The organism is Priestia sp. 10L35 (assembly GCF_056395685.1).
On sequence record NZ_JBFTKA010000003.1, the window covers coordinates 241,011 to 261,240 of the forward strand.

Sequence of the window (20,230 nt, forward strand, 5' to 3'; positions counted from 1 at the left end):
AAAACCCCCAACGAGTTATAATAATTGTCGTACTCAACAATCTTTCCATTTTGAATGTCGATTACCTTATCGTCTGACATCTTTACAACGAGTGATAAACCTCACTGCGTGTGTATCTGATATCTGCTTATATTTTACCACTCTTTTACTCGTCAATCAAAATGAAATCGCTATATTTCTTTAATTTTTTTTACTTTTTTAATAGTCTTACTACTTTTTGAAAGCGTTTTATAAGTAAAGCTGATTAAAGGTCGAATCAGGTGTTAATTAATTGTTATTGACCTAGCTTTTGGCAAAATTAAATTGCTTGAAATATGTTTTATGACTATTAAAAAAAAGAAGCAGCGTTTTGCTTCTTTTTTAAAACTCATCTACGATTTTTTCAACGTCTTCAAAATAACCATCATCTACTTCTGTAAGCTTGTTGCTTTTCGCCGCTTCGAGTAAATGAGTGAACCAAGTTAGTTCTACTTTCAAATGCATAATCGTGCGCATAATGATCGACAGATTTGCAATGGAATGATCCACCTTTTTAACTTGGTACAAATTTTGCATTTTTTCTAAATAAGCTGCCGTTTCCTCAATCTTTTTTTCTAAAGCAGAAGCCACTTTTTCTTGATCGACGTAAGAAGTAAATGAAAGCGCAGCATAAACTGGTCTATGCATATGCTCTTTTTTTAATAGCTGTTCAAAATAAAGGCGCTCAAATTCTTCTCTTCCTGCATCCGTAATAGAATAAACGGTCTTTTCAGGTCTGTTCGTCTCTCGAATCACATCGACTACTTTCACTAGCTGATTTTTTTCAAGCGTATCAAAAGCATAATATAAAGAGCCGCTTGCCAGTTTAATATAGTGCTTCATTTGTCTTTCATTAATGGTTTGCTGAATTTCATAAGGGTGCTTGTTTCCTTCCATTAATAAACCCAATATGACTAATTTAACACTCATAACACCTTTCACCTCTTGACATGCATCTTATTTAGTAGAAAAAGCACGAACATCTTCGTGCTTTTTCTATTTTTGAGCTGCAGGTTCCTTAGCTTCTACCCGCTTTTTAGGGGGAACTTCTACTCGTTCATTTCCCATTAAAAAGACAGTAATGATAGCTACTGCAATTGGAATAAGAGCAAGCATAAATGCATACGTGATCGATGTAGACATAGCATCAACAATCTTATCTAATATTTGAGGCGGAATGCTGTTTCTTGCACTTGATTGAAAAACTGCACTCGGATCTCCTATTTGAGAAAATGCTCCTTGTGATCCATTTCCCATACCTTGAAAATTGCGCTGCAGCTCATTTGTAAATGTATTGCTTTGAATCGTTCCAAAAATCGTAACTCCCAGCGTCATTCCTAAAGAACGTGCAAATGAGTTCGTTGAGTTGGCAGAACCTCTAAACTGTGGATCCAGCTTATGCGTTGAAGAAGTTGGTAAAAGAGAAAAGCTAAATCCTACGCCAAACCCAGTCAAAATCATGAATACCGTTAGCATCCAACGAGGTGTATCAGGTTCCATTGTTCCTAATAAAAACATTCCTACTGCAAATGAAAAAACGGACATAATCATTAAGTTTCGAAAGCTTGTTTTTGTGAGAAAAATCCCGCCGATAGCACTTCCTGCTACCGAGCCTAACATCATAGGAGTTAAAATTAAACCTGCATTTGTAGCAGAACCTCCATAAACAGCTTGAACGAAAATAGGAATAAATACCGTTAAAATAATAAACGTTGCTCCGTATAAGAAAGCGAGAATTTGTGATGTTGCAAATAAACGGCGCTTGAACATCCAAAATGAAATAATCGGCTCTTGCGCGCGTTTTTCCACAAAAAAGAAGAGTGATAGCGCCACAGCAAAGATAGCAAAAAGAGATAAAATTTGCGGAGAAGACCAATCGTACTCTTTCCCTCCAAGTTCAAGAGCAAACATTAAACTAACTACTGAAATTACAAGAGTGGCTGCACCAGCCCAATCAATTTTTTGTTTTTTATGACTTTTTGATTCTTTATAAAAGCGCACAATAAAAAATAACGATAAAAGTCCAATCGGCACGTTCACATAAAACACCCAGTGCCAGCTGATGTATTCCGTAATGTATGCACCAAGAAGCGGACCAAATACGCTTGCTGAGCCAAAAACGGCACCTAATAATCCCGTCATTTTCCCGCGTTTTTCAGGAGGGAAAATATCAAATACAATAGTAAAAGCAATCGGAAGAAGCGCTCCTCCTCCAATTCCTTGAATCGCTCGGTAAATACTTAGCTGCACAATGCTTTGCGCTAGGCCACACAATGCAGATCCAAGTAAAAATACCGTCAATCCAAAAATAAAAAACCGTTTACGGCCGTACATATCAGACAGTTTACCAAATATCGGCATACCTGCCATCACGGCAACCATATAGGCGGACGTAACCCAAACAAACTTATCTAACCCACCTAGATCAGAAATGATTTTCCCCATAGCCGTCGCTACGATGGTATTATCCATGGCTGACATAAAAATACCGAGCAGCAATCCTGCTACGATAAAACGAATATTTTTTTCTGATGAAACCATTTCAGTTCCTCCTTTCGCGTCATCTTTTTGATGAACAGAAATGATAGCTACTTAAATTATTATATTCAAATTTGAGTATTTTACAATCTTAAATGTGCTTTTTTTAGAAATAAACATAAGAAAAGCGTAATGGGTCCATTACGCTTTTACTGTGAGCTGAGGCTCTAATTCAATCTCAACATTTCCTTGAATGGCTCTTGAAATCATACAGGATGTTTCTGCTTTTTTTATAAGTCGATTGATTTTTTCTTCTTGAGCCGCAAATTCAGATGTGATGATAACATGAGGTTTATGAATAATTTTTTCGTATGTGAATACACCATTCGTCACGTCCACAATAGCTTCTGATTCCATCGTTAAAGCCTCCTGACGGATTCCGCTTCTTTCGAACATCGCTGCAAGCGTGATGATGTAGCACGTGGCTGCTGCCCCTAGCAGCATTTCATCTGGATTTGTTCCCACTCCTGGCCCGTCCATTTCTGGTGGAATGGAAATTTTTGTTTTTAATTGTCCTGATTCAATTGTACCTACTTCATTTCGGCCTCCTGGCCAATTTGCTTGCAAATGAAAGTGATGTTTTGCCATAGTTTATCCTTCTTCCTTCTATATAATGATGTGTACCTAGCGTACCCTTTTTATGTATAAAATAAAAATGTTCTGCTTGTCACAGCAAAAAGACTGCTAAACGGTGCAGTCTTTGTTTTTTCTTAACTTAAAGGTACTTTCTTTTCGCTTTCAACGAAAGCTTTGATTAATGAAGGCAGCCAGTCCTGCAGGTTTGTAAATGAATATCCCCAAAAGCTAGCCTTTTCATTACTCATCGTCCAAGAATGATCTACTCCGTAAGGAGAACTATTTTCATCTGTTAAACGAGAGGTTGTTTTTGCTGTTTTATTCGCTGCTTGTTCAATATATGAAAATAAATTTTTGAGTGAAATAGTACCATTTGAACAAGCGTTAATCGGCCCTTTTAGCTTCTGTTCTGCACACCAGACTAAAAATTCACCGGCTTCTTCCTGTGAAATAAAGTTCATTTCTGCTTCAATAGCCGGTACACCAATTTCTTCTTCATGCATAATTTTTTCTACGTGAAAACGTAAGCGATCCGTATAATCATCTTTTCCCATTACAATTGGAAAACGGACAGCCGTTACCGAAAACGGTGCTTTTTGAAAAAATACCGCTTCAGCTTGGCGTTTTCCTTCTTGGTAGGAAATATTTTCACGGCGTGTATATGAAATAGGATACTTGTATGGATCAAAATCTTCTTCATAACACGTTTTTTCTAAAGAACCGTATACTGAAAGAGTCGAGGTGAGTACATAATGACTCGTACTATGACGAAAAGCTTCAACAGCCACAGCTGCGCCGTGTGAAGAATAGCATATTTGATCGAAGATAACATCCCATTTTCTTCCTCGTGTTGTTTCGATTACAGAATCTTTTTCTACACGATCAAGAAAAATCCGTTCAACTCGGTCGCCGAAATCATCTGGGGTTTTACCTCGCGTTGCTAACGTAACCTTAACTCCTTTAGAGAGCAATGTCTGGACTAAATTTTTTCCGAATAAACGAGTTCCACCTAACACAAGTGCTGTTTTCATCTTTTTCTCCACCTTTCGTATTTGATATGGATAACCATACCATTATTATCCAACTTTTTTGTTCATAAAGCTATGAATCTTTCCGCTTATTTTTTTATATTCCCACCTATTTTTTTGCCACTGTCGTGTTAAGATGTACATATCTAACAAAAAGGAGCGACAGTGATGAATCCTTCTCCACTTCCCCTTAACGAACGCCTTGTTGTTCTTGATATTATTCGGGGTATTGCTTTGCTAGGCATTTTCTTAGTAAATATCCCTGCTTTTGCTTATCCGATATTTATTTTTCAAATGTACGATATTCCTTATGAATATAAAGGAATCGATGCTTATATTGATTTATTCCTGCTGCTGTTTGTTCAAGGAAAGTTTTTTACGATTTTTTCTTTTTTATTTGGACTTGGATGCGGAATCTTTTTGCGTAGAGCTGAAGAAAAGCATTACTTTGCCGCTGCTTTATGGTCAAGAAGAATGGCTTCTTTGCTATTAATCGGGCTTTTTCATCTTGTCTTTTTCTGGTATGGAGACATTTTGCATGTGTATGCTATTGGCGGTTTTTTATTGTTGTTTTTTTATAATCAAAAAACCAAGACGATTTTGCTGTGGGCAATAGGCCTGCTATGCTTTTTTTATCTTTTGGCTTGCATGCAGTTTTTTATTCCAGCCCACGTCTTGCAGGAGGCTCAGTTGGAGTATAAGATTTTACATGAACATGCCTTAGTCCAATATTTATCCACCTACAGGCAAGCAGACTATTTATCTTGGCTGTTTTATCGTTTGAATGTTGAAGTGGTACCTATGCTATTAAATCTACCGTTTTCTATCTTTCCCGTATTTTCTATGTTTTTATTTGGCTTATATACTGCTAAAAAAGAATTAGTACATAGTATCGAACAAAATCGTTCTTTTTTTAAGAAAATTCAGTTAATAACAGGTGCGGCAGGTTTTACTTTAACTATCATTCTCGCTATCTTAAAACTAGAAATTTTAAAATATGGACTCTATCAGCAGGCGGCCATTCACCTTTTTACAAGTTTGAGCGGCATTTTTCTATGTTTTTTTTATCTTACCACCTTACTGTCATTCCTGCAATTTTCTCCTTACGCTTCGATGCTGGGTCTTTTTAAGTATAGTGGAACAATGGCATTAACAACTTACCTTAGCCAAACTTTAATTTGCCTGTGGATGGTTAGAGCCTTTGGTTTATACGGAACTCTTACCTTAACAGAAAGCACGATTATTTGTCTTATTATATATACACTCCAGCTTTTTTTTAATAAGTGGTGGCTTTATTATTTCTATTACGGTCCGTGTGAATGGTTATGGCGGAGCTTTACATACCGATCTTTCCCGCCTCTCAGACGGAATAGAAAAGCTTCAGCTTAACAGCAAATCGGCCTTCAAATTTGAAAGCCGATTTGTCTCCTTTACTGCAAAGGAGGTATGGTTATTCGTTTAATTCCATTTGTCTCAAACTCTCGTATATACTCCATTTCTCGATGAAAAATTTGCATAAAAACTTCATTTTTTATTTCTTTAATGGGTCCTATTTGTTCTATCACATCTCGTTTAGCCATGCGATAGGCTAGCGCTTCCCAAAACACTTCGTTATCGTATTCTCCAATAATATCTTGAAGAGAATCTTCATGTTCTTCTGTAAACATAACCTCACTGTTTAGCGTGTGAAAAGGTCCTTTTTCAAGGAAAGGCTCTGCATGAGAAAACATTTGTTTTTCTACATCCGTATATTCTTGTGCATGCTCATCTTCTACTCCAGAACAAGCTGTGACCATCCAGTTACCTAAATAAATCAAATCAAGCAGTTGAAAAAAGTGCGTTTCAGATAGTTGAAGTTCAATTTCGTTTTTTACAGGGGCTTTTGACATAAGCGTGGATCTCTCCTTTAATTTTGAGGGTAGTTGCTACTAAATAAAATAGCTAAAAGGGTTAGTATGCAGGCTAGCAGGAAAACTGAAGAAATGACTTCACCTCTTTTCTGTAGTGTAAAAATAGAGGTACTGACATCCAAAGAAGTGAATACGAAGGATGTAAACTTATCATAATCGAAATAAAGACAAGATACAAGACTTTTTTACTAAATTTTCTGACTATTTTCGTCATAAATACCTATTTTTGTTTTGTTTATACTAGAAAGGCCCGAAAATTGCGTGCGGAGCTGCTCAAAATAAAAAAGCGCTGAACCAGGCGCTTTAACGGTGTAAAAAAATAGATAAACCAATAAAAAAAGCAGCTAAAATAAAATCAAAAATCCATTGCCACTTCTCACGTTTTAACAATACGTGCTCTACCCCTGATAACAGCGAACTTATACTAACCAAAACAAAAATAAAGCTTAATTGGTTAAACGAAAATTTAGTGACAAAATTTGATACAAGTATGACTGCTACGGTGATGAACAGTGCTATTTGACTTATAAGTACCCATTTAATTCTCTGTTTATATCCGTCTTTTAAAGCTTGTAATAAATCGTTGCTGATCACTCTCGCTAAACCCCTTTTTATTCCTATCGTTAAAAGTAAGAACGCAGCAAAAACGTTTCTCTGCATCTTAACTACTTAGCAAAAATAGCTATTAAATTGAAACATAAATATCAACTTGACTGTACTCAGGATCAATACAACGTTCATCATATAATTCAAAATCTATTTTATAGGCACGATGATTTTTTTTAGCCCACTCCCGAATATAAGCCCAAGCCTCTACGACTACCTGTCTAGCTGGCCCAACAGCTGTTGTAAACACCATGTATTCACCTTCTGGAATGATGAACTCTCTCATATCATCTTTCAGTTCGCCGCCGGGTAAAACTTCATATCCGAGAGCAAATGTAAAATCCATTTTTTGATCATATTCAAATTCTGTATAAAGAGCAAATGTATTACCATTTACTTTATTGGCAATTTTATTAGCTAACTGTTGTTTATAAAAAGTCTGCCAGTGCTCGGGAATAAGACCTGTGCCCGTTTCTTCCACAGGTTCATCTGTTCGAATAGGCACTCCTACAACAGTAAATTCATTTACCTTGACTACTTTTTGACTTACAACTAAGTCAGTCAACATATTGAGCCCCCTTAATTCTTCTTTTTCTGTAGTTACAATGAGGGAAATACTTCTTAATATGCATTTTATTTGTATTCAAAGAAAACGTCAACCTTTTATACAAATCCCTTAACGAAGGGGCTGAAGATCATTCTTCTAAACTATAAAAAAACGATTCTATTTTCTTTGTCCACATCATACGTATAAGATACCCCTAATTTACAATAGAGTGAGGTAAAAAAATGAAGATCATTGAACTTGCCGAATTCATTAAAACAAGTAAAAAAACAACTAAACTTGCTCTTTCCTCTTCTACAGTACAGTATACATTAGAAACAGATGATTTGAAAATTGAATTAAAAACAGGCGGCACGAATAAGCGAATCGTGTTTTTTCGCATCTTCTTAAAAGGAACATACGAGGATTGGATTTGTTATCACCGGAACGAACATCATATTTACGAATTGTATCAAAATATTTCTTTATCCCCTCAACTGCAAAGACAGCTTTTGTACGCTATTGCATCATAAAAAGAGCTGGCTTAGTTAGCCAGCTCTTTTTATTTATGCTGTAGCTTTGTAAATGAATGTTTGTGCGGCTTTACATGTAATTTTCCCTTTGTCCATTGAATTCCTCTATATAAATAGTACGAGCACCAAAAAACTGCTGGAACGATGAGTACGTAGGCAACGACACTATTCGTAAAGAAAGAAGAATCTATAGAACGAAGCAATCGATAGGTCTCATTTAATATACATATATGCACTACATAAATGCCAACTGAATTTTTCCCAACCTTTGAAAAAAATGAGTTTTTGCCAAGACTTGGACTGCTCAATACGAATAAAAACAATGATGCCGATAAAAAAATCGTAGAAATAAAGTAGTCTCCGGGCTTGCTATGCTGGATATTAACCAACCAGTAACGCTCGACGATCTCTAACGCTGAAAACACAAAAAAGCTGGCTAAATAAATCGTTGGCCTTGCGTTTAATACTGACAGAATTTGCTTACCATAAAGGGCAAACATAGCTCCTAATACTGTATAGAACAAACCAAAGAACAGGGCATCTCTCGTTTGAAAAGAAAGTTGAAAAAATAAAGAATAAGACTGCCCAAATAACCCAGTTACATATAATACGGTGCTGATAAACATTAATAAGCCAATCTTTTTCCATCGTTGAAATAAGAAAACGATGACAACAGCCCAAATTAATGCAATCAAGTACCAAAGCTGAAATCCGCTTGTGTCACTTCCATAATAAAAAATATCTTTGAATGTGATGGATGATGTTAAATAATCAGCTACTGCACCTTTTCGTTCTACTAATGTTCCGTGGTTTTGAAATAAGCGCAGAACTACACCAAACAATAAATAAAAGATGAACCAACATGCATAAAGCTTTGAAATATTCCACGTGTATTTTTTTAAGTATGCAGAAGGCTTTGGATGCTTTTGGATTTTATTCATAAACAAATAACCTGATACAATAAAGAAAAAAGGAACCGCGAATCGTGCAAATGTGTCAACAATGACATCTAGCACATTTTCCTGGTTCCCTAAAAAGAAATCGTCATGTGATGGATTAACATGAATACAAACCACAAACACTGTAGCAAAAAACTTAATAAAATCAATTGAATAATTACGTTCCATCTTGTTGTCAGCTCCTTAAAATAAACTCGAGCTCTATTTTAGCATAATTATCCAAACAGGAAAGAGATTTTGGTAAAATTAACCTTATAGTCATGGAAAAAATTTCTTAACTTCCAATATTCTAGTCTTGTTTACTTGTATGATGTCTTTCAATATTCCAAATGAATGATTCTAAAGAACTACAAAATAAAAAAACAGATTACGCGTAACGCGTAACCTGTTTTTTAAATTAACATTTTCCATGCAAACTTATTATCTTGTTTAATATCGACTTCTTTTTCATGCAAAGCCTGCACATGCTGTTTAATCTGTTTCAGAAACAGCATTACTTCCCCGCTTGACACGGCAGCTGAGTTGAGAGATAACGAATGTTTTTTGGCAATTTTTAATTCCTCGGTTTCCACTGAGATACTCACGTGGCGAAATAAGTGCCAAGGGTAGTAAACTGTTTTAAAAGATTTTGAGAAATAAATTCCTTTAGAACAAACAGTAATCCCCTCGGTTTTTTGAAGAGGATATGTATTTAAATGAGCTACAATTTTTTCTTTAGCAGGTAAGTAGAGCCTGTTTCGCATCTCTTTTTCAACTTCTTCACATAGCTGTCCTTCTACCGACAACACATCTTTTGGATCAGGGGTTTGATGAATTTGAAAAGACGAACAAATAGAAGTTAATTCTTTTGAGGATACACACGGATATATATAGTCTTGACACATATATTCATGGGAATGAGTGCGAATAAATTTCTTGATTTTTTTTAATAGAGATACTAGCTTTCTAGCAGAGTAATCGTTTTGATTGACTTGAAATTTCTCCACGTCATTAAAACAAATCATTTCTTCTTTTCGAATGGTAATGGATTGAATGTTAGCGAACTCTTCCCATAACATTTTTCCTTTTTTCATCCCTCTGCTTTTCCAGTAAATCCCCTTATCTGTAAAGCAAATTCCCCTTTTATCTAGGCCTGCTATAAAAGAGCTGTGTAAATACGCGATAATTTTTTCTTGAGGCTGAAACTGAAAGTATTTGCTAGCCATTTTTTTGTAGAAACTAGGTATTTGCAGTACATAAAATTGACTTTCTCTATAGATTAAGCATAAGTCAGTCAAATAATTAGTTTTCAGCGTCGCCACGCTCTCACTTCCTTTTTGAGTGTAAATAACCGTACCCATTTTTTTCTATTACTTTATAAACGTTTTTTAATGAAAAAAGTTTCAACTTTTTTTGTTTTTTATAAAAAAGCTTTAAATTGAATCATTTCTTTCATCTAGGGGGTTGCCTAATTACTCACTTATTCAATAATCTTATTTTAAACGTTCCCTACTTAATTAAGAAACTAAACCAGATAATAGCAATGCTTACCTGCTTTATCCAAATCATCCCTTATGAACAAAAACAAACCGCAGCGTTAAAACGCGATGCGGTTTGTTTTTTTAAGCTAAATAAGCTTCTTTTATTTTTTCATTATGAATTAATTCCGATCCTTTCCCTTGCAGAATAATTTCTCCCGTTTGAATCACATAGCCTCGGTGCGCGATTTGCAGCGCTTGATAAGCGTTTTGTTCAACGAGTAAAATCGTCATGCCGTTTTTATTTAACTCCATAATGATTTCGAATATTTGTTCTACAATGATAGGAGCAAGCCCCATAGAAGGTTCATCTAGCATAAGCATAGTAGGGTTCATCATAAGCGTTCGCCCAATGGCTAGTACATGGAACAAAAAGCATGTCACCCTACGAAAACATGCTTTGCACCTATTTAACCTAAAAAAGAGGCTGGGACATAACGAAATGAATCCAATCTAAAGGCTAACACATGAGATACGTGAGCTGACCTGCTTGTGACACCGCCATTGATTTCTGCGCAAGACTTCGCTTTGCGCGGGCAGTCGCTGATCCTCCTCGTCGCTTGCGCTCCTGTGGGGTCTCGTCTGTTCCGCTTTTCCTACAGGAGTCTTCGCCTTTCTTTCCAATCAGCTGCTAGAAGGAACGAAACAGATGTATGTTTAACATAACAAAGAAAACGAACCGTTAATCAAACATGTTGACTAACAGTTCGTTTTTCACTTTGGCTAACATACTTTTGTCCAAGCCTCTTTTATGTGACCCTTTGTTTTCTACTTCTCCCCGACTTTAACTATTATTTCGTAATGCCTGTGATCCCTCTTCCCCTGTTCGGATCTTAATCGCATTTTTTAATTCATAGATAAATATTTTCCCATCTCCAGGCTGACCTGTATTTAGTACTTTTCTTGCTTTATCAACAACGTCAGATACCGGAACTTCGCACACCACAATTTCTACTTTAATTCGTGCGTGCATGTTGTCTTGTTTTTTAACGCCTCTATAAAGCTCTGTAATACCTTTTTGCAACCCGCACCCCAGTGCATCCGTAACTGTAATACCGCTAACGCCGATTTTCGCCAGTTCTTGCTTAAGCTCTTCAAACTTTGAAGGGCGTGTAATAATTTCAATTTTCGTTAAAACATCACTCACTGTGCCCACCCCTTTTACATATTCGATTCGTGATACGCTCTTTCACCGTGCAGCGTAATATCAAGCCCAAGTGTTTCTTCTTCTTGTGTCGCACGCAGAGATACGATTAATCCAACCACTTTAACGATAATGAAGGTAGCAATACCGACAAATAGGTATGTTGCTACGATAGCAACCAGCTGTTTCCAAAGTAGACTTGGATCTCCGTAGAATAAACCATTCGCACCGGCGTCATTTACAGAAGTTGTGGCAAATAAACCTGTTGCAATACCTCCCCATGTTCCCCCAATACCGTGAAGACCAAATGCATCTAACGCATCGTCGTAACCGATTTTCTTTTTAAGTGAGAAGATACCCCAGAAACAAACTGCACCGCCGATAAAACCAATTACAATAGAGGCAAACGGTGTAACGAATCCACAAGCTGGTGTAATAGCTACAAGTCCAGCAATCGCTCCCGAAACGGCTCCAAGCAGCGTAGGTTTTTTATTGATAATCCACTCTACTACAAGCCAGCCGATAATTCCTGTTGCTGCCGCTGTATTCGTGTTAATAAAAGCCGTCATTGCAACGCTGTTAATAGTTAAAGAACTTCCAACGTTAAAACCAAACCACCCGAACCAAATCAGCATTCCGCCTAAAAGAGTTAACGGTAAATTGTGAGGTGCTGCGGCATCGGCATTTTTTCGTTTTCCAACAACAAGAGCTAGAATTAATCCTGCTACACCTGACGAAATGTGAACGACGTTTCCTCCGGCAAAGTCAATAGCTCCTAGTTCACGAAGCCATCCGCCAACTCCCCAAACCCAGTGTGCAACTGGTGCATATACAAATAATGACCATAGGATAGCAAATAAGATAAATGCTGAAAACTTCATGCGCTCTGCAAAAGCCCCAGAGATAATAGCTACTGTTAGTACAGCAAATGTCAGCTGAAACATCATAAACATATTATGCGGGATCGTAGCACTGTAGTCCCCGTTTGGAGTGAACCCGACTCCTTTTAATCCCACCCAGTCCAAGTTACCAATAAAAGCATTGCCACCGGTCGAAAAAGCTAACGAATAGCCTGCTACTATCCAAAGAACGGATATAACAGCTAAGGAACCTACGCTATACATCGCGGTACTTAACATGTTTTTACTTCGAACCATGCCCCCGTAAAACAATGCAATAGCTGGTGTCATAATCCAAACCAATAATGCTGAAAAAAACATAAATACTGAATCGCCCATTTGCATGATGATTTCCCCCTTAAGTACGAATAAATAACCCCTAAATTTAATGTTAGATTATATAACATCTTTTGTTATGTTTACTATCATATTTGATTTATATGTATTTAGCAACTACTTTTTGCAAATTTATTCAGAAAACTTTTGTTTTTTATACTGTTTTCTTTTTCTTATGTATTCTTCCACGTACACATAAGCTGAACTATTTTTTATTTGTGTTAGAGTTTCTGACATAAAAAAATCCTCTTCTTGAAGTAGAAGAGGATTTTTCTTTACAAATACATATATACACCAGGCCCCAGAGGAATACCGAATACAGCAAAAATAATCAACATAACAATCCAAATCCCTAAAAAAGCTAGAGTATAAGGAAGCATAAGTGAAATAATTGTGCCAAGTCCTGCCTTAGGCTCGTATTCTTTCATAAAGGCTAAAATAACAATCATATATGGATTTAAAGGAGTGATTACATTCGTGGAAGAATCCGCTATTCGGTATGCCGCTTGAATAAATCCAGGGTTGTAGCCTAACAGCATGAACAATGGAATAAAAATAGGTGCTTCTAGTGCCCATTGAGCGGAGCCGCTAAAAATAAGAAGGCTTAGAACAACAGTTAAAAATACAAAACCAACCACAACTGGAAGTCCAGTTAGATTTAGTGCTTTTAATGCATCCGCTCCTTCTACTGCAATCCACGTTCCAATATTAGTCCAATTAAAGTAAGCGATAAATTGAGCAGCTGCAAAAATAAGGACAATATAGCTAGCCATATCTTTCATCGACTCAGTCATATAAGCAGGTACATCTCTAGAATTTTTGATTTTTTCTACTGTTATTCCGTAAACAGAGCCAACTACCACAAAAAACAGCAGCGTGATCGGAATGATACCATCTAAAAAAGGAGATGGAACAATTCCACCGTCTTCATTTCGTAGAGGAGAGTTGGGCCAAAATAAGAAAACAGCTAGTACAGCGACATAAATACATGTAGCAACGATACTGTTTTTTAACCCTTTTGCTTCTACCTCACTAATTTCACCAAAATCATTGCGTTTTTTTCCTTTATAATTGCCCAGCCTAGGTTCTACAATCTTTTCGGTGACGATCGCCCCTATAACGGTCAAAACAAATACAGAAGCCGCCATGAAATACCAGTTTGCTGCAGGACTGACAGCAGCGCTTGGGTCAATTGTTTTAGCAGCTTCAGTAGAAATGCCTGATAACAATCCGTCGGTTCCGGATATAATAAGATTCGCTGTAAAGCCTGATCCCACCCCAGCAAATCCTGCTGCTAATCCAGCAAGCGGGTGCCTTCCTACTGTATAAAAAATCATTGCGGCAAGCGGAGGCACGATGACAAAAGCAGCATCTGCGGCTAAGTTGGCCATAATTCCTGTAAAAATGATGGCGTATGTAATAAGAGCTTTTGGAGCATTTAAAATCGTTTTCTTTATGGCCACTTCAAGCAGACCTACTTTTTCTGCAAGTCCGACCCCAAGCATCATAGCAAGTACAAGTCCTAGGGGCTTAAATTCAGTGAAATTGGTCAGCATCGATGTTAAGATATACTGAATGCCTTCGTGCGACAACAAACTTTTAATTGGAAGAGTCTTATTAGTACCGGGATGGACCACCGTTACTCCCATACTACTAATAGCAACAGATGCTACTACGATAATAAGCGCTAGACATACAAACAAAATAAAAGGATCAGGTAGTTTATTTCCGATTGCTTCTACTCTTCCTAATAGTTTGTCTAGAAAGGTTGTTGGGTGTGATTTTTGCTCTGTCTGCAAATTAGGTTGTGCCATACTTTCGCTCCTTTTTCGTTTAGATTCTTTTTAGATTTTTCCTTTTAATTACCAAAAAGACTATTAGTACATAATAATCTGAATATTTATATTATTCAAGTATTATTTTTGAGGAATCTTTATTTATCTATTAAAACTAATAGCATTTAGATAAATAGAAAGACAGAAGATATCTTTTTAATCGACAATCAAAAATAACAAAAAGCTCTCCGTTTGAAGAGAGCTTTTTGTTATTTCGCTATACTAGACGGAGCGGACTCTTTTCCTGACTCATTAACAGCTGTTACATAGTAACGAGCTTGAGATGCGTCGGAGTCAGCAAAGCTTTTTCGCTCAAATTCCGAAACGCTGCCAATATGGACAAATGTTCCGCCTGGATTCTTTTTATAAATGCGATAGCCGATAATATTACCTTCTCGTACCGCGTACCACGTAAGCAAATCACCGCTCATCTTTACATGTGTAGGAGGTTGTGGTGCATTTGCTTCACGCTCCAATTCTTTTGCTTGGTCAGCTTTTAGTTCTGTATAGACAACTAACCTCTCTTGATGGGTTCCTTCCGCACGGTCAAACGTGCCTGTGCAGGTAATTAAATTTAAATTACGTTTGTTGCTGTACCCAAAAATTTCGTTTAGAGGTGCCTTATCTCGCGGATAGTTTTTTATACGTTTAACAACAAAAGTAAGCGTGGTCCCCTGTGCATCTCTGACGGTAATTTCATCGTCTTTTTTTAAGTTTTTTAGGTTGTAAAAGACGGCAGGTCCGGTTTTACTGTCTACGTGTCCTGCTAATACAGCATTTCCTTTTACGCCAGGTTTAGCTCCTGGTTCAAACCAAGCAACTCCATTTTCTGTAGATGGAGCTGCCATTTCACCGCTGTCTAATACTCCTACTTGTTCAATTGAAGCCTCCACATGAACAGCAGGAATGGACACTTTTTCAGGGATGATTCCTTTAAATTCTTTGTTTAACTGTTTGGCTTCTGTTTTATGCTTTTTTAGTACAGCAAATTCTTCTTCAAGCGTTACCCGGCTTTTTAGCTCCTTTGATTGTGCTTCTTTTTCTTTGTGTTTAGCTGCAGCCTGTTGCTTTGTTTCTTTTGCTTCTACCATTTGTTCTTTAAAATATAGTCCCCCGCTAACAAGGAGGACTAAACTTAATATACAGTAGGCGAGAACAATCGCTTTTTTCACATCGTCACCTCATTTCACAGCTGTTTATAAAAAAGAAGAGAGAACAACCTCTCTTCTTTTTTTCAGGACTCTTGACTTGTAAATCATAAGGAAAAGGAGAAAAATATTATTTGCTTACTGGTTTCTTGCGTAAAATCACTCCAGCTGTTAACACAGCTAACGAACCTAGTGCAATATAGATCGCTGTTAGTGGGTTCATCGTTGATTCAGATGCCCCGCCCATACCTGTTTTCGGCATATCTGTTGGCATAGCTGTTTCAGCAAACTTATCGGGGTTTTGTTTTACGATTGCTTCACCTAAAGCTTGGCCAACACCAAACATTAATTTATACCCTTCACGATACGTATCATAACTTCCAGCGTAGTCACCGGATGCATATTGCTCAAATGTTTTAATAACCGTATCTTCATGTGCTTTTATAGCTGCCTGTGCGTCTGCAGTTGGAAGGTTTCCATCTGTTGCTGTTCCTAAGAATGTACCAAATTCTTGCGCGAATTTATGGAGCTTATCTTTTGCAGCTTTTTCTCCTGCTTCATCGCCTTTTACTTGTGCACTTACTAATTCAGCTTGGGCATTGATGTGATCTCCTTGCCAAATTTTTTCGAATTGTGCAGCTCCTTCATCCCCATATACTGAGCCGATTGCAGCTTTAAAATCTGCTGTGTTGGCATTTTCTAACCAGCTAACATAATCGTAATCTTTTGAACCGTTAAACCCTTTTTCCATTCCCATTGTTGCTAAAGCAAAATGTTCTGCTGCTAAGCTGTTTAATGAAGAACGTAAATCTGCTGCTGGTGTATCTACTTTTGTATTGTCGAATTTATCGGGCATTTGCGTTACGATTGCATTTGATAACGCTTTACTAATTGCAAACATTTGCTGATATCCTTCGCGGTATGTCTTCGCGGCTGCCTCATAGTCACCTTCTACATAATCTTCAAACGTTTCTTTTACTTGATCTTCGTGCACACGAAGCGCTTCTTTTGCAGCATCTTCAGGTAGTTTACCTTCCGTAGCAGTGCTTAGAAACTTAGCAAATTCATTCACGAATTGATCTACTTCTTTATCTACTTCCGCCATGGCTTCTTTGTCGTTTTCTTTTGTTGCTTTTACAAAATCATCTGTGTAATTGTTGTGTTCTCTGAAAATTCGTTCAAATTCAGCCGCTCCTTTATCACCATAGATAGAAGCAATGGCTGGCTCCATGTCGACGGCGTTTTGATCCAATGCCTTGAACGCAGCGTCAGCATCTTTAGAACCGTCATAGGCTGTTGTCATAGCGGCAACGGCAAGCGTAAAGTGTTCAGATAATAGGTAGTCTAAGTTCGCTCGTAGATCTGAAGCTTTTGTTACTGCCGTTGGTTTTGCTTCCTCTGCATTTGCAATAGTCGGCATCAATAGTGAAGCTCCTAGTACAGGGATCATTAATTTTTTACTTAATTTCATCATTTTCCACTCTCCTCATTTTTAGTTGATGTACGCCACTTTTTTCATTCTTACTACATCTTAAACCATTAAATGGATTGAAAATTTTGAATATTCTATATATTAAACTTTCATGTTCCCTCGCATTTAATGATCCTTTTTAGGAAGTATTCTCTTTCTATTTACTAAACGATCGCTGAGTGATGTTGGATCACTCTTTTTTAAAATTTTTTTAATGTCATCTTCGTGAAGAATGCCTTCCCTTTCTACTTATCTAACGAACGCCTTCTTCAGCTAGATCACTTTTTTTGAAAAAAGTTTTTAAGCGCCTTTTCTTAAGAATTCCTTCCTTTTCTACTTACCTAACGAGCACCTTCTTCATTTGGATCACTTTTTGAATAAATATTTTAAATTTAACAGAAAAAGAAATTGAGACAGAACAAGATATATTCAATTTAAAGACGAACAAATGGGATAAATGAGTTAGTATGAATCACTTTTAACACCGCTGTTGATTTCCGTTCAAGACTTCGCTTTCTGCAGGCAGCCGCTGAGCCTTTTCGTCGCTTACGCTCCTGCGCCTCCTCCCTTCTGCTTTTCTCTCCAATCAACAGCTAGAAGCCACTATATACATGAAACCTGCGCAATAAAAAATCCGAACGAGTTGGATTCTCCATCAAGAATCTCAATTCATCGTTCGGATCTTCTTTCAACTAAACTACTTTTGTCTGAGCCTCTTTTTATCTTTACTTATTTAAAAAATTCCACATCACGTCGTTGACTTCTTGTGGCTTTTCATGCTGAGGAGCATGAGATGCTTCAGCTAATCGGTGAACAGATATGTTTGGTACATATTCTTCAATACCATCTAAGTTTTCAGGCATAAAAGTAGGATCTTGATTTCCCCAAATAATTTGTACCGGGATGTGTAACACTTCTTCTTCTAACGGAAACAAAGATTTTCTTTGAAGGTCTTCTTCTGTGAAAATCTTTAAGTTGCGGTAATAACTTAGCATGGACAGCACAGATCCATTTTCCCAAGAGTTCATGTATGCTTGAACATCATCAGCTGTTAGATATCCTTTTTTTACACCTGGGTCGATCACAAGCTTACGCAAACCTGAGAAATTATCTCGTTCCATATAGTCCTGTGCTTCTTGTTTTTGAAACCATTTCATATATTCACTTGCTTTTTGCTGATTTTTATTTGTTCTAAGCTCACGCATAAATGTATAAGGGTGCGGACCGTTAAAAGCAATTAATTTTTGTACATATTCAGGGTAGCGATAAGCAAATGTCCAGCCGATTCCTGCTCCCCAGTCGTGTACAACTAGCGTGCAGGAGCTATATCCTAAACCTTCAATCACTTGGCGGATATCTTCTACTAGCACATCAATTTCGTATGATTCCAGTCCGCTTGGCTTTTCAGATAGATTATATCCTCTTAAATCCAAAGCAACTGTGTGAAAATCATTAGAAAATTCATCTATCTGGTGTCGCCAAATATGCGAAAAGTCAGGAAACCCATGAAGAAATAGCATAAGATCTCCTTGTCCCTTGCTTATGTAGTGCAGTTTAACGCCATTTACGTTTATATACTGTTCACTCATTTTTCATTTCCTCCTTTTATGTAGCTGTAGAGCAGTATAACGTTGTAAAAAATGAACGTCAATTCATTTGCTTCGTTCACTTCTTTTTATTTCCTTTTATGAATATAGTTAATTATTTAGAGTGCACCTTTTTAAAGGAGTGGTTAACGATGGCTCATATGTATTCCAAGGGCTGGTTTGTTCAGCAGTTAAAAGCGGCCAATATCTCTAAAATTGATGGAAGAAAGCTAGAAAGTTATAAAACCTACATTCTTCGTAATTTATATGCTGAGCTTATAGAACAAGGTAAAATCAACGGCTAAAAGAGGTTGAGACATCACGGAATGAATCCCATCTAAAGATGAACAAATGGGATATATGAGCTGAACTGCTTGAGACACCGCAGTTGATTTCCGTGCAAGGCTTCGCTTTCCGCGGGCGGCCGTTGAGCCTCCTCGTCGCTTTCGCTGCGGGGTCTCACCTGTTCCGCTTTTCCCGCAGGAGTCTTCGTCTTGCCCTCCAATCAACTGCTAGAAAGATTTACACACATGAAATCTACGTTTGTCCCAACAAAAAAACGAACCACTGATCAAAAGTCTTGATCAATGGTTCGTTTTACATTTCGTCTAAAATATTTTTGTCCCAGCCTCTTTTTTTTAAAGCGATTGCTCAATAAAAGATAATACGCGCTTTACATATTCTTTTTTGTATACATGATAATTTTGCACGTGTTCTGCTTTATCAGTTTTCCAGAAGTGAAAAGCATCCGGGTGCGTTTTAGCCATTTTTTCACTTTCAGTGTAAGGAATTTTTGTATCTCCTGTGCTGTGTATAAATAAAATTGGTCGAGGGTAAATATGCTCGACTGCTTTTATAGGACTAGCTTCAGCAGGATTTGCATCTGCAATAACAGGAAGAATAGCAATTGTTAGCGGTGTAAACGGAAAGTTTGGTAAATGAGACCATACAGATAGATTTTCTTTTAAATAAGAGGTTAAATCACTAAAAGGACTATCGGCTACCACCGCTTTTACGTCGTCCTCTTGAGAAGCTGCTAATAAAGAAGTAGCTGCTCCCATTGAAATGCCGTAGAGCACAATTGGCTCTTTTGTTGTTTCTTTCATTTTCTGAATAACGCCTAATAAATCGAGCTGTTCTTTTACACCAATCGTCGTTTGATCTCCTTCTGAGTCTCCTGAATCTCTAAAGTCAAACATGACTACTCGATATCCCGCTTTTACAAATTCCTTACTCAGCGGTAGAAAGCCAGCTCCTTGTGCTTCACGGTTATTTCCGTATCCATGTGACATAATAATGGTCGCTTTTGGCTGTTCCGTTGGTTCAATCATCCATCCTTTTAAATGGGTTATTCCGTCTTTGCTCAAAAATACTTGATTGCTATAGTGCATGCCGTAATCACCAGGATTTTTCACAGCAGGATTTTTATCTAGTTTTGTCAGGCTTATGCCTACATAAAGAGAAATTGCCGTACAAAGTACAAAACAAAGAATAACAAAGGATATCAGGCTGATCCATATTGTTTTTTTCTTTTTTCCTGTATTTGGCTGTCGATTTAGAACTGGAGTCAAGCTCGTTCCTC

The 20,230-nt window shown here is 37.3% G+C and carries 21 protein-coding genes and 1 pseudogene; 3 read left to right on the forward strand and 19 right to left on the reverse strand.

Annotated features, from left to right (window positions below):
• Positions 1-360 precede the first annotated feature (360 nt).
• The 4 genes from AC1DEF_RS12220 to AC1DEF_RS12235 all read right to left on the reverse strand — a co-directional run bounded on the left by AC1DEF_RS12220 (position 361) and on the right by AC1DEF_RS12235 (position 4,163).
• A complete protein-coding gene (locus AC1DEF_RS12220; RefSeq protein WP_013057595.1) occupies positions 361-948 on the reverse strand; it encodes a PadR family transcriptional regulator in 588 nt (195 codons plus the stop codon).
• 66 nt (positions 949-1,014) lie between these two features.
• The gene (locus AC1DEF_RS12225; RefSeq protein ID WP_043981557.1) at positions 1,015-2,559 is read right to left on the reverse strand and encodes an MDR family MFS transporter; all 1,545 of its coding nucleotides are present in this window, start codon (positions 2,557-2,559) and stop codon (positions 1,015-1,017) included.
• Between the two features lie 138 nt (positions 2,560-2,697).
• Complete coding sequence (locus AC1DEF_RS12230; protein ID WP_097825160.1) at positions 2,698-3,144, reverse strand: OsmC family protein; 447 nt, start codon at positions 3,142-3,144, stop codon at positions 2,698-2,700.
• A gap of 122 nt (positions 3,145-3,266) precedes the next feature.
• Positions 3,267-4,163: an NAD-dependent epimerase/dehydratase family protein gene (locus AC1DEF_RS12235; protein WP_097825161.1), complete on the reverse strand. Its 897-nt coding sequence runs from the start codon at positions 4,161-4,163 to the stop codon at positions 3,267-3,269.
• A gap of 165 nt (positions 4,164-4,328) precedes the next feature.
• Between AC1DEF_RS12235 and AC1DEF_RS12240 the strand changes: the two genes are divergently transcribed.
• Positions 4,329-5,549 (forward strand): DUF418 domain-containing protein, encoded by a 1,221-nt coding sequence (locus AC1DEF_RS12240; RefSeq protein WP_097825162.1) that lies wholly within the window; start codon positions 4,329-4,331, stop codon positions 5,547-5,549.
• A gap of 41 nt (positions 5,550-5,590) precedes the next feature.
• On the opposite strand, the gene AC1DEF_RS12245 is transcribed toward AC1DEF_RS12240, so the two are convergent.
• The 3 genes from AC1DEF_RS12245 to AC1DEF_RS12255 all read right to left on the reverse strand — a co-directional run bounded on the left by AC1DEF_RS12245 (position 5,591) and on the right by AC1DEF_RS12255 (position 7,244).
• The gene (locus AC1DEF_RS12245; protein ID WP_016764637.1) at positions 5,591-6,049 is read right to left on the reverse strand and encodes a hypothetical protein; all 459 of its coding nucleotides are present in this window, start codon (positions 6,047-6,049) and stop codon (positions 5,591-5,593) included.
• A gap of 324 nt (positions 6,050-6,373) precedes the next feature.
• The gene (locus AC1DEF_RS12250; RefSeq protein WP_028412860.1) at positions 6,374-6,664 is read right to left on the reverse strand and encodes a hypothetical protein; all 291 of its coding nucleotides are present in this window, start codon (positions 6,662-6,664) and stop codon (positions 6,374-6,376) included.
• 91 nt (positions 6,665-6,755) lie between these two features.
• Positions 6,756-7,244: a GyrI-like domain-containing protein gene (locus tag AC1DEF_RS12255; protein WP_013083710.1), complete on the reverse strand. Its 489-nt coding sequence runs from the start codon at positions 7,242-7,244 to the stop codon at positions 6,756-6,758.
• 221 nt (positions 7,245-7,465) lie between these two features.
• On the opposite strand from AC1DEF_RS12255, the gene AC1DEF_RS12260 reads away from it, so the two are divergent.
• The gene (locus tag AC1DEF_RS12260; protein WP_097825163.1) at positions 7,466-7,753 is read left to right on the forward strand and encodes a hypothetical protein; all 288 of its coding nucleotides are present in this window, start codon (positions 7,466-7,468) and stop codon (positions 7,751-7,753) included.
• Positions 7,754-7,782: 29 nt separating this feature from the next.
• On the opposite strand, the gene AC1DEF_RS12265 is transcribed toward AC1DEF_RS12260, so the two are convergent.
• The 10 genes and pseudogenes from AC1DEF_RS12265 to AC1DEF_RS12310 all read right to left on the reverse strand — a co-directional run bounded on the left by AC1DEF_RS12265 (position 7,783) and on the right by AC1DEF_RS12310 (position 18,651).
• Positions 7,783-8,880, reverse strand: a complete 1,098-nt coding sequence (locus AC1DEF_RS12265; RefSeq protein WP_097825164.1) for an acyltransferase — start codon at positions 8,878-8,880, stop codon at positions 7,783-7,785.
• A gap of 224 nt (positions 8,881-9,104) precedes the next feature.
• A complete protein-coding gene (locus tag AC1DEF_RS12270; protein ID WP_477727403.1) occupies positions 9,105-9,917 on the reverse strand; it encodes a hypothetical protein in 813 nt (270 codons plus the stop codon).
• Positions 9,918-10,313: 396 nt separating this feature from the next.
• Positions 10,314-10,592 (reverse strand): annotated as a pseudogene (locus AC1DEF_RS12275) (ATP-binding cassette domain-containing protein); the annotation flags it as partial.
• A gap of 421 nt (positions 10,593-11,013) precedes the next feature.
• Positions 11,014-11,376 (reverse strand): P-II family nitrogen regulator, encoded by a 363-nt coding sequence (locus AC1DEF_RS12280; RefSeq protein ID WP_013057611.1) that lies wholly within the window; start codon positions 11,374-11,376, stop codon positions 11,014-11,016.
• 14 nt (positions 11,377-11,390) lie between these two features.
• Entirely contained in the window at positions 11,391-12,617 is a 1,227-nt protein-coding gene (locus tag AC1DEF_RS12285; protein ID WP_013057612.1) for an ammonium transporter, read from the reverse strand.
• Positions 12,618-12,883: 266 nt separating this feature from the next.
• Positions 12,884-14,422: an AbgT family transporter gene (locus AC1DEF_RS12290; protein WP_176521348.1), complete on the reverse strand. Its 1,539-nt coding sequence runs from the start codon at positions 14,420-14,422 to the stop codon at positions 12,884-12,886.
• 230 nt (positions 14,423-14,652) lie between these two features.
• Entirely contained in the window at positions 14,653-15,615 is a 963-nt protein-coding gene (locus tag AC1DEF_RS12295; protein WP_097825166.1) for a class F sortase, read from the reverse strand.
• Positions 15,616-15,721: 106 nt separating this feature from the next.
• Entirely contained in the window at positions 15,722-17,065 is a 1,344-nt protein-coding gene (locus AC1DEF_RS12300; RefSeq protein ID WP_014459522.1) for a hypothetical protein, read from the reverse strand.
• Positions 17,066-17,496: 431 nt separating this feature from the next.
• On the reverse strand, positions 17,497-17,652 hold the full coding sequence (locus AC1DEF_RS12305) for a hypothetical protein (RefSeq protein ID WP_176521349.1): 156 nt from the start codon (positions 17,650-17,652) through the stop codon (positions 17,497-17,499).
• A 135-nt stretch (positions 17,653-17,787) separates the two neighbouring features.
• Positions 17,788-18,651: an alpha/beta fold hydrolase gene (locus AC1DEF_RS12310; RefSeq protein ID WP_097825167.1), complete on the reverse strand. Its 864-nt coding sequence runs from the start codon at positions 18,649-18,651 to the stop codon at positions 17,788-17,790.
• A 149-nt stretch (positions 18,652-18,800) separates the two neighbouring features.
• On the opposite strand from AC1DEF_RS12310, the gene AC1DEF_RS12315 reads away from it, so the two are divergent.
• Positions 18,801-18,953, forward strand: a complete 153-nt coding sequence (locus tag AC1DEF_RS12315; protein WP_097825168.1) for a YflJ family protein — start codon at positions 18,801-18,803, stop codon at positions 18,951-18,953.
• On the opposite strand, the gene AC1DEF_RS12320 is transcribed toward AC1DEF_RS12315, so the two are convergent.
• The gene (locus tag AC1DEF_RS12320) at positions 18,912-19,157 is read right to left on the reverse strand and encodes a hypothetical protein (RefSeq protein WP_097825169.1); all 246 of its coding nucleotides are present in this window, start codon (positions 19,155-19,157) and stop codon (positions 18,912-18,914) included. The genes AC1DEF_RS12315 and AC1DEF_RS12320 overlap by 42 nt on opposite strands.
• A 129-nt stretch (positions 19,158-19,286) precedes the next feature.
• Complete coding sequence (locus tag AC1DEF_RS12325; RefSeq protein ID WP_043981547.1) at positions 19,287-20,219, reverse strand: alpha/beta hydrolase; 933 nt, start codon at positions 20,217-20,219, stop codon at positions 19,287-19,289.
• Between the last annotated feature and the right edge of the window lie 11 nt (positions 20,220-20,230).

What these genes read in the sequence shown, in the direction of transcription:
- AC1DEF_RS12310 (WP_097825167.1), bottom strand. Translation starts at nt 18,651, where the DNA reads ATGAGTGAACAGTATATAAACGTAAATGGCGTTAAACTGCACTACATA.
- AC1DEF_RS12225 (WP_043981557.1), bottom strand. Translation starts at nt 2,559, where the DNA reads ATGGTTTCATCAGAAAAAAATATTCGTTTTATCGTAGCAGGATTGCTG.
- AC1DEF_RS12300 (WP_014459522.1), bottom strand. Translation starts at nt 17,065, where the DNA reads ATGATGAAATTAAGTAAAAAATTAATGATCCCTGTACTAGGAGCTTCA.
- AC1DEF_RS12220 (WP_013057595.1), bottom strand. Translation starts at nt 948, where the DNA reads ATGAGTGTTAAATTAGTCATATTGGGTTTATTAATGGAAGGAAACAAG.
- AC1DEF_RS12265 (WP_097825164.1), bottom strand. Translation starts at nt 8,880, where the DNA reads ATGGAACGTAATTATTCAATTGATTTTATTAAGTTTTTTGCTACAGTG.
- AC1DEF_RS12315 (WP_097825168.1), top strand. Translation starts at nt 18,801, where the DNA reads ATGGCTCATATGTATTCCAAGGGCTGGTTTGTTCAGCAGTTAAAAGCG.
- AC1DEF_RS12230 (WP_097825160.1), bottom strand. Translation starts at nt 3,144, where the DNA reads ATGGCAAAACATCACTTTCATTTGCAAGCAAATTGGCCAGGAGGCCGA.
- AC1DEF_RS12255 (WP_013083710.1), bottom strand. Translation starts at nt 7,244, where the DNA reads ATGTTGACTGACTTAGTTGTAAGTCAAAAAGTAGTCAAGGTAAATGAA.
- AC1DEF_RS12260 (WP_097825163.1), top strand. Translation starts at nt 7,466, where the DNA reads ATGAAGATCATTGAACTTGCCGAATTCATTAAAACAAGTAAAAAAACA.
- AC1DEF_RS12235 (WP_097825161.1), bottom strand. Translation starts at nt 4,163, where the DNA reads ATGAAAACAGCACTTGTGTTAGGTGGAACTCGTTTATTCGGAAAAAAT.
- AC1DEF_RS12240 (WP_097825162.1), top strand. Translation starts at nt 4,329, where the DNA reads ATGAATCCTTCTCCACTTCCCCTTAACGAACGCCTTGTTGTTCTTGAT.
- AC1DEF_RS12245 (WP_016764637.1), bottom strand. Translation starts at nt 6,049, where the DNA reads ATGTCAAAAGCCCCTGTAAAAAACGAAATTGAACTTCAACTATCTGAA.
- AC1DEF_RS12290 (WP_176521348.1), bottom strand. Translation starts at nt 14,422, where the DNA reads ATGGCACAACCTAATTTGCAGACAGAGCAAAAATCACACCCAACAACC.
- AC1DEF_RS12285 (WP_013057612.1), bottom strand. Translation starts at nt 12,617, where the DNA reads ATGCAAATGGGCGATTCAGTATTTATGTTTTTTTCAGCATTATTGGTT.
- AC1DEF_RS12270 (WP_477727403.1), bottom strand. Translation starts at nt 9,917, where the DNA reads ATGGCTAGCAAATACTTTCAGTTTCAGCCTCAAGAAAAAATTATCGCG.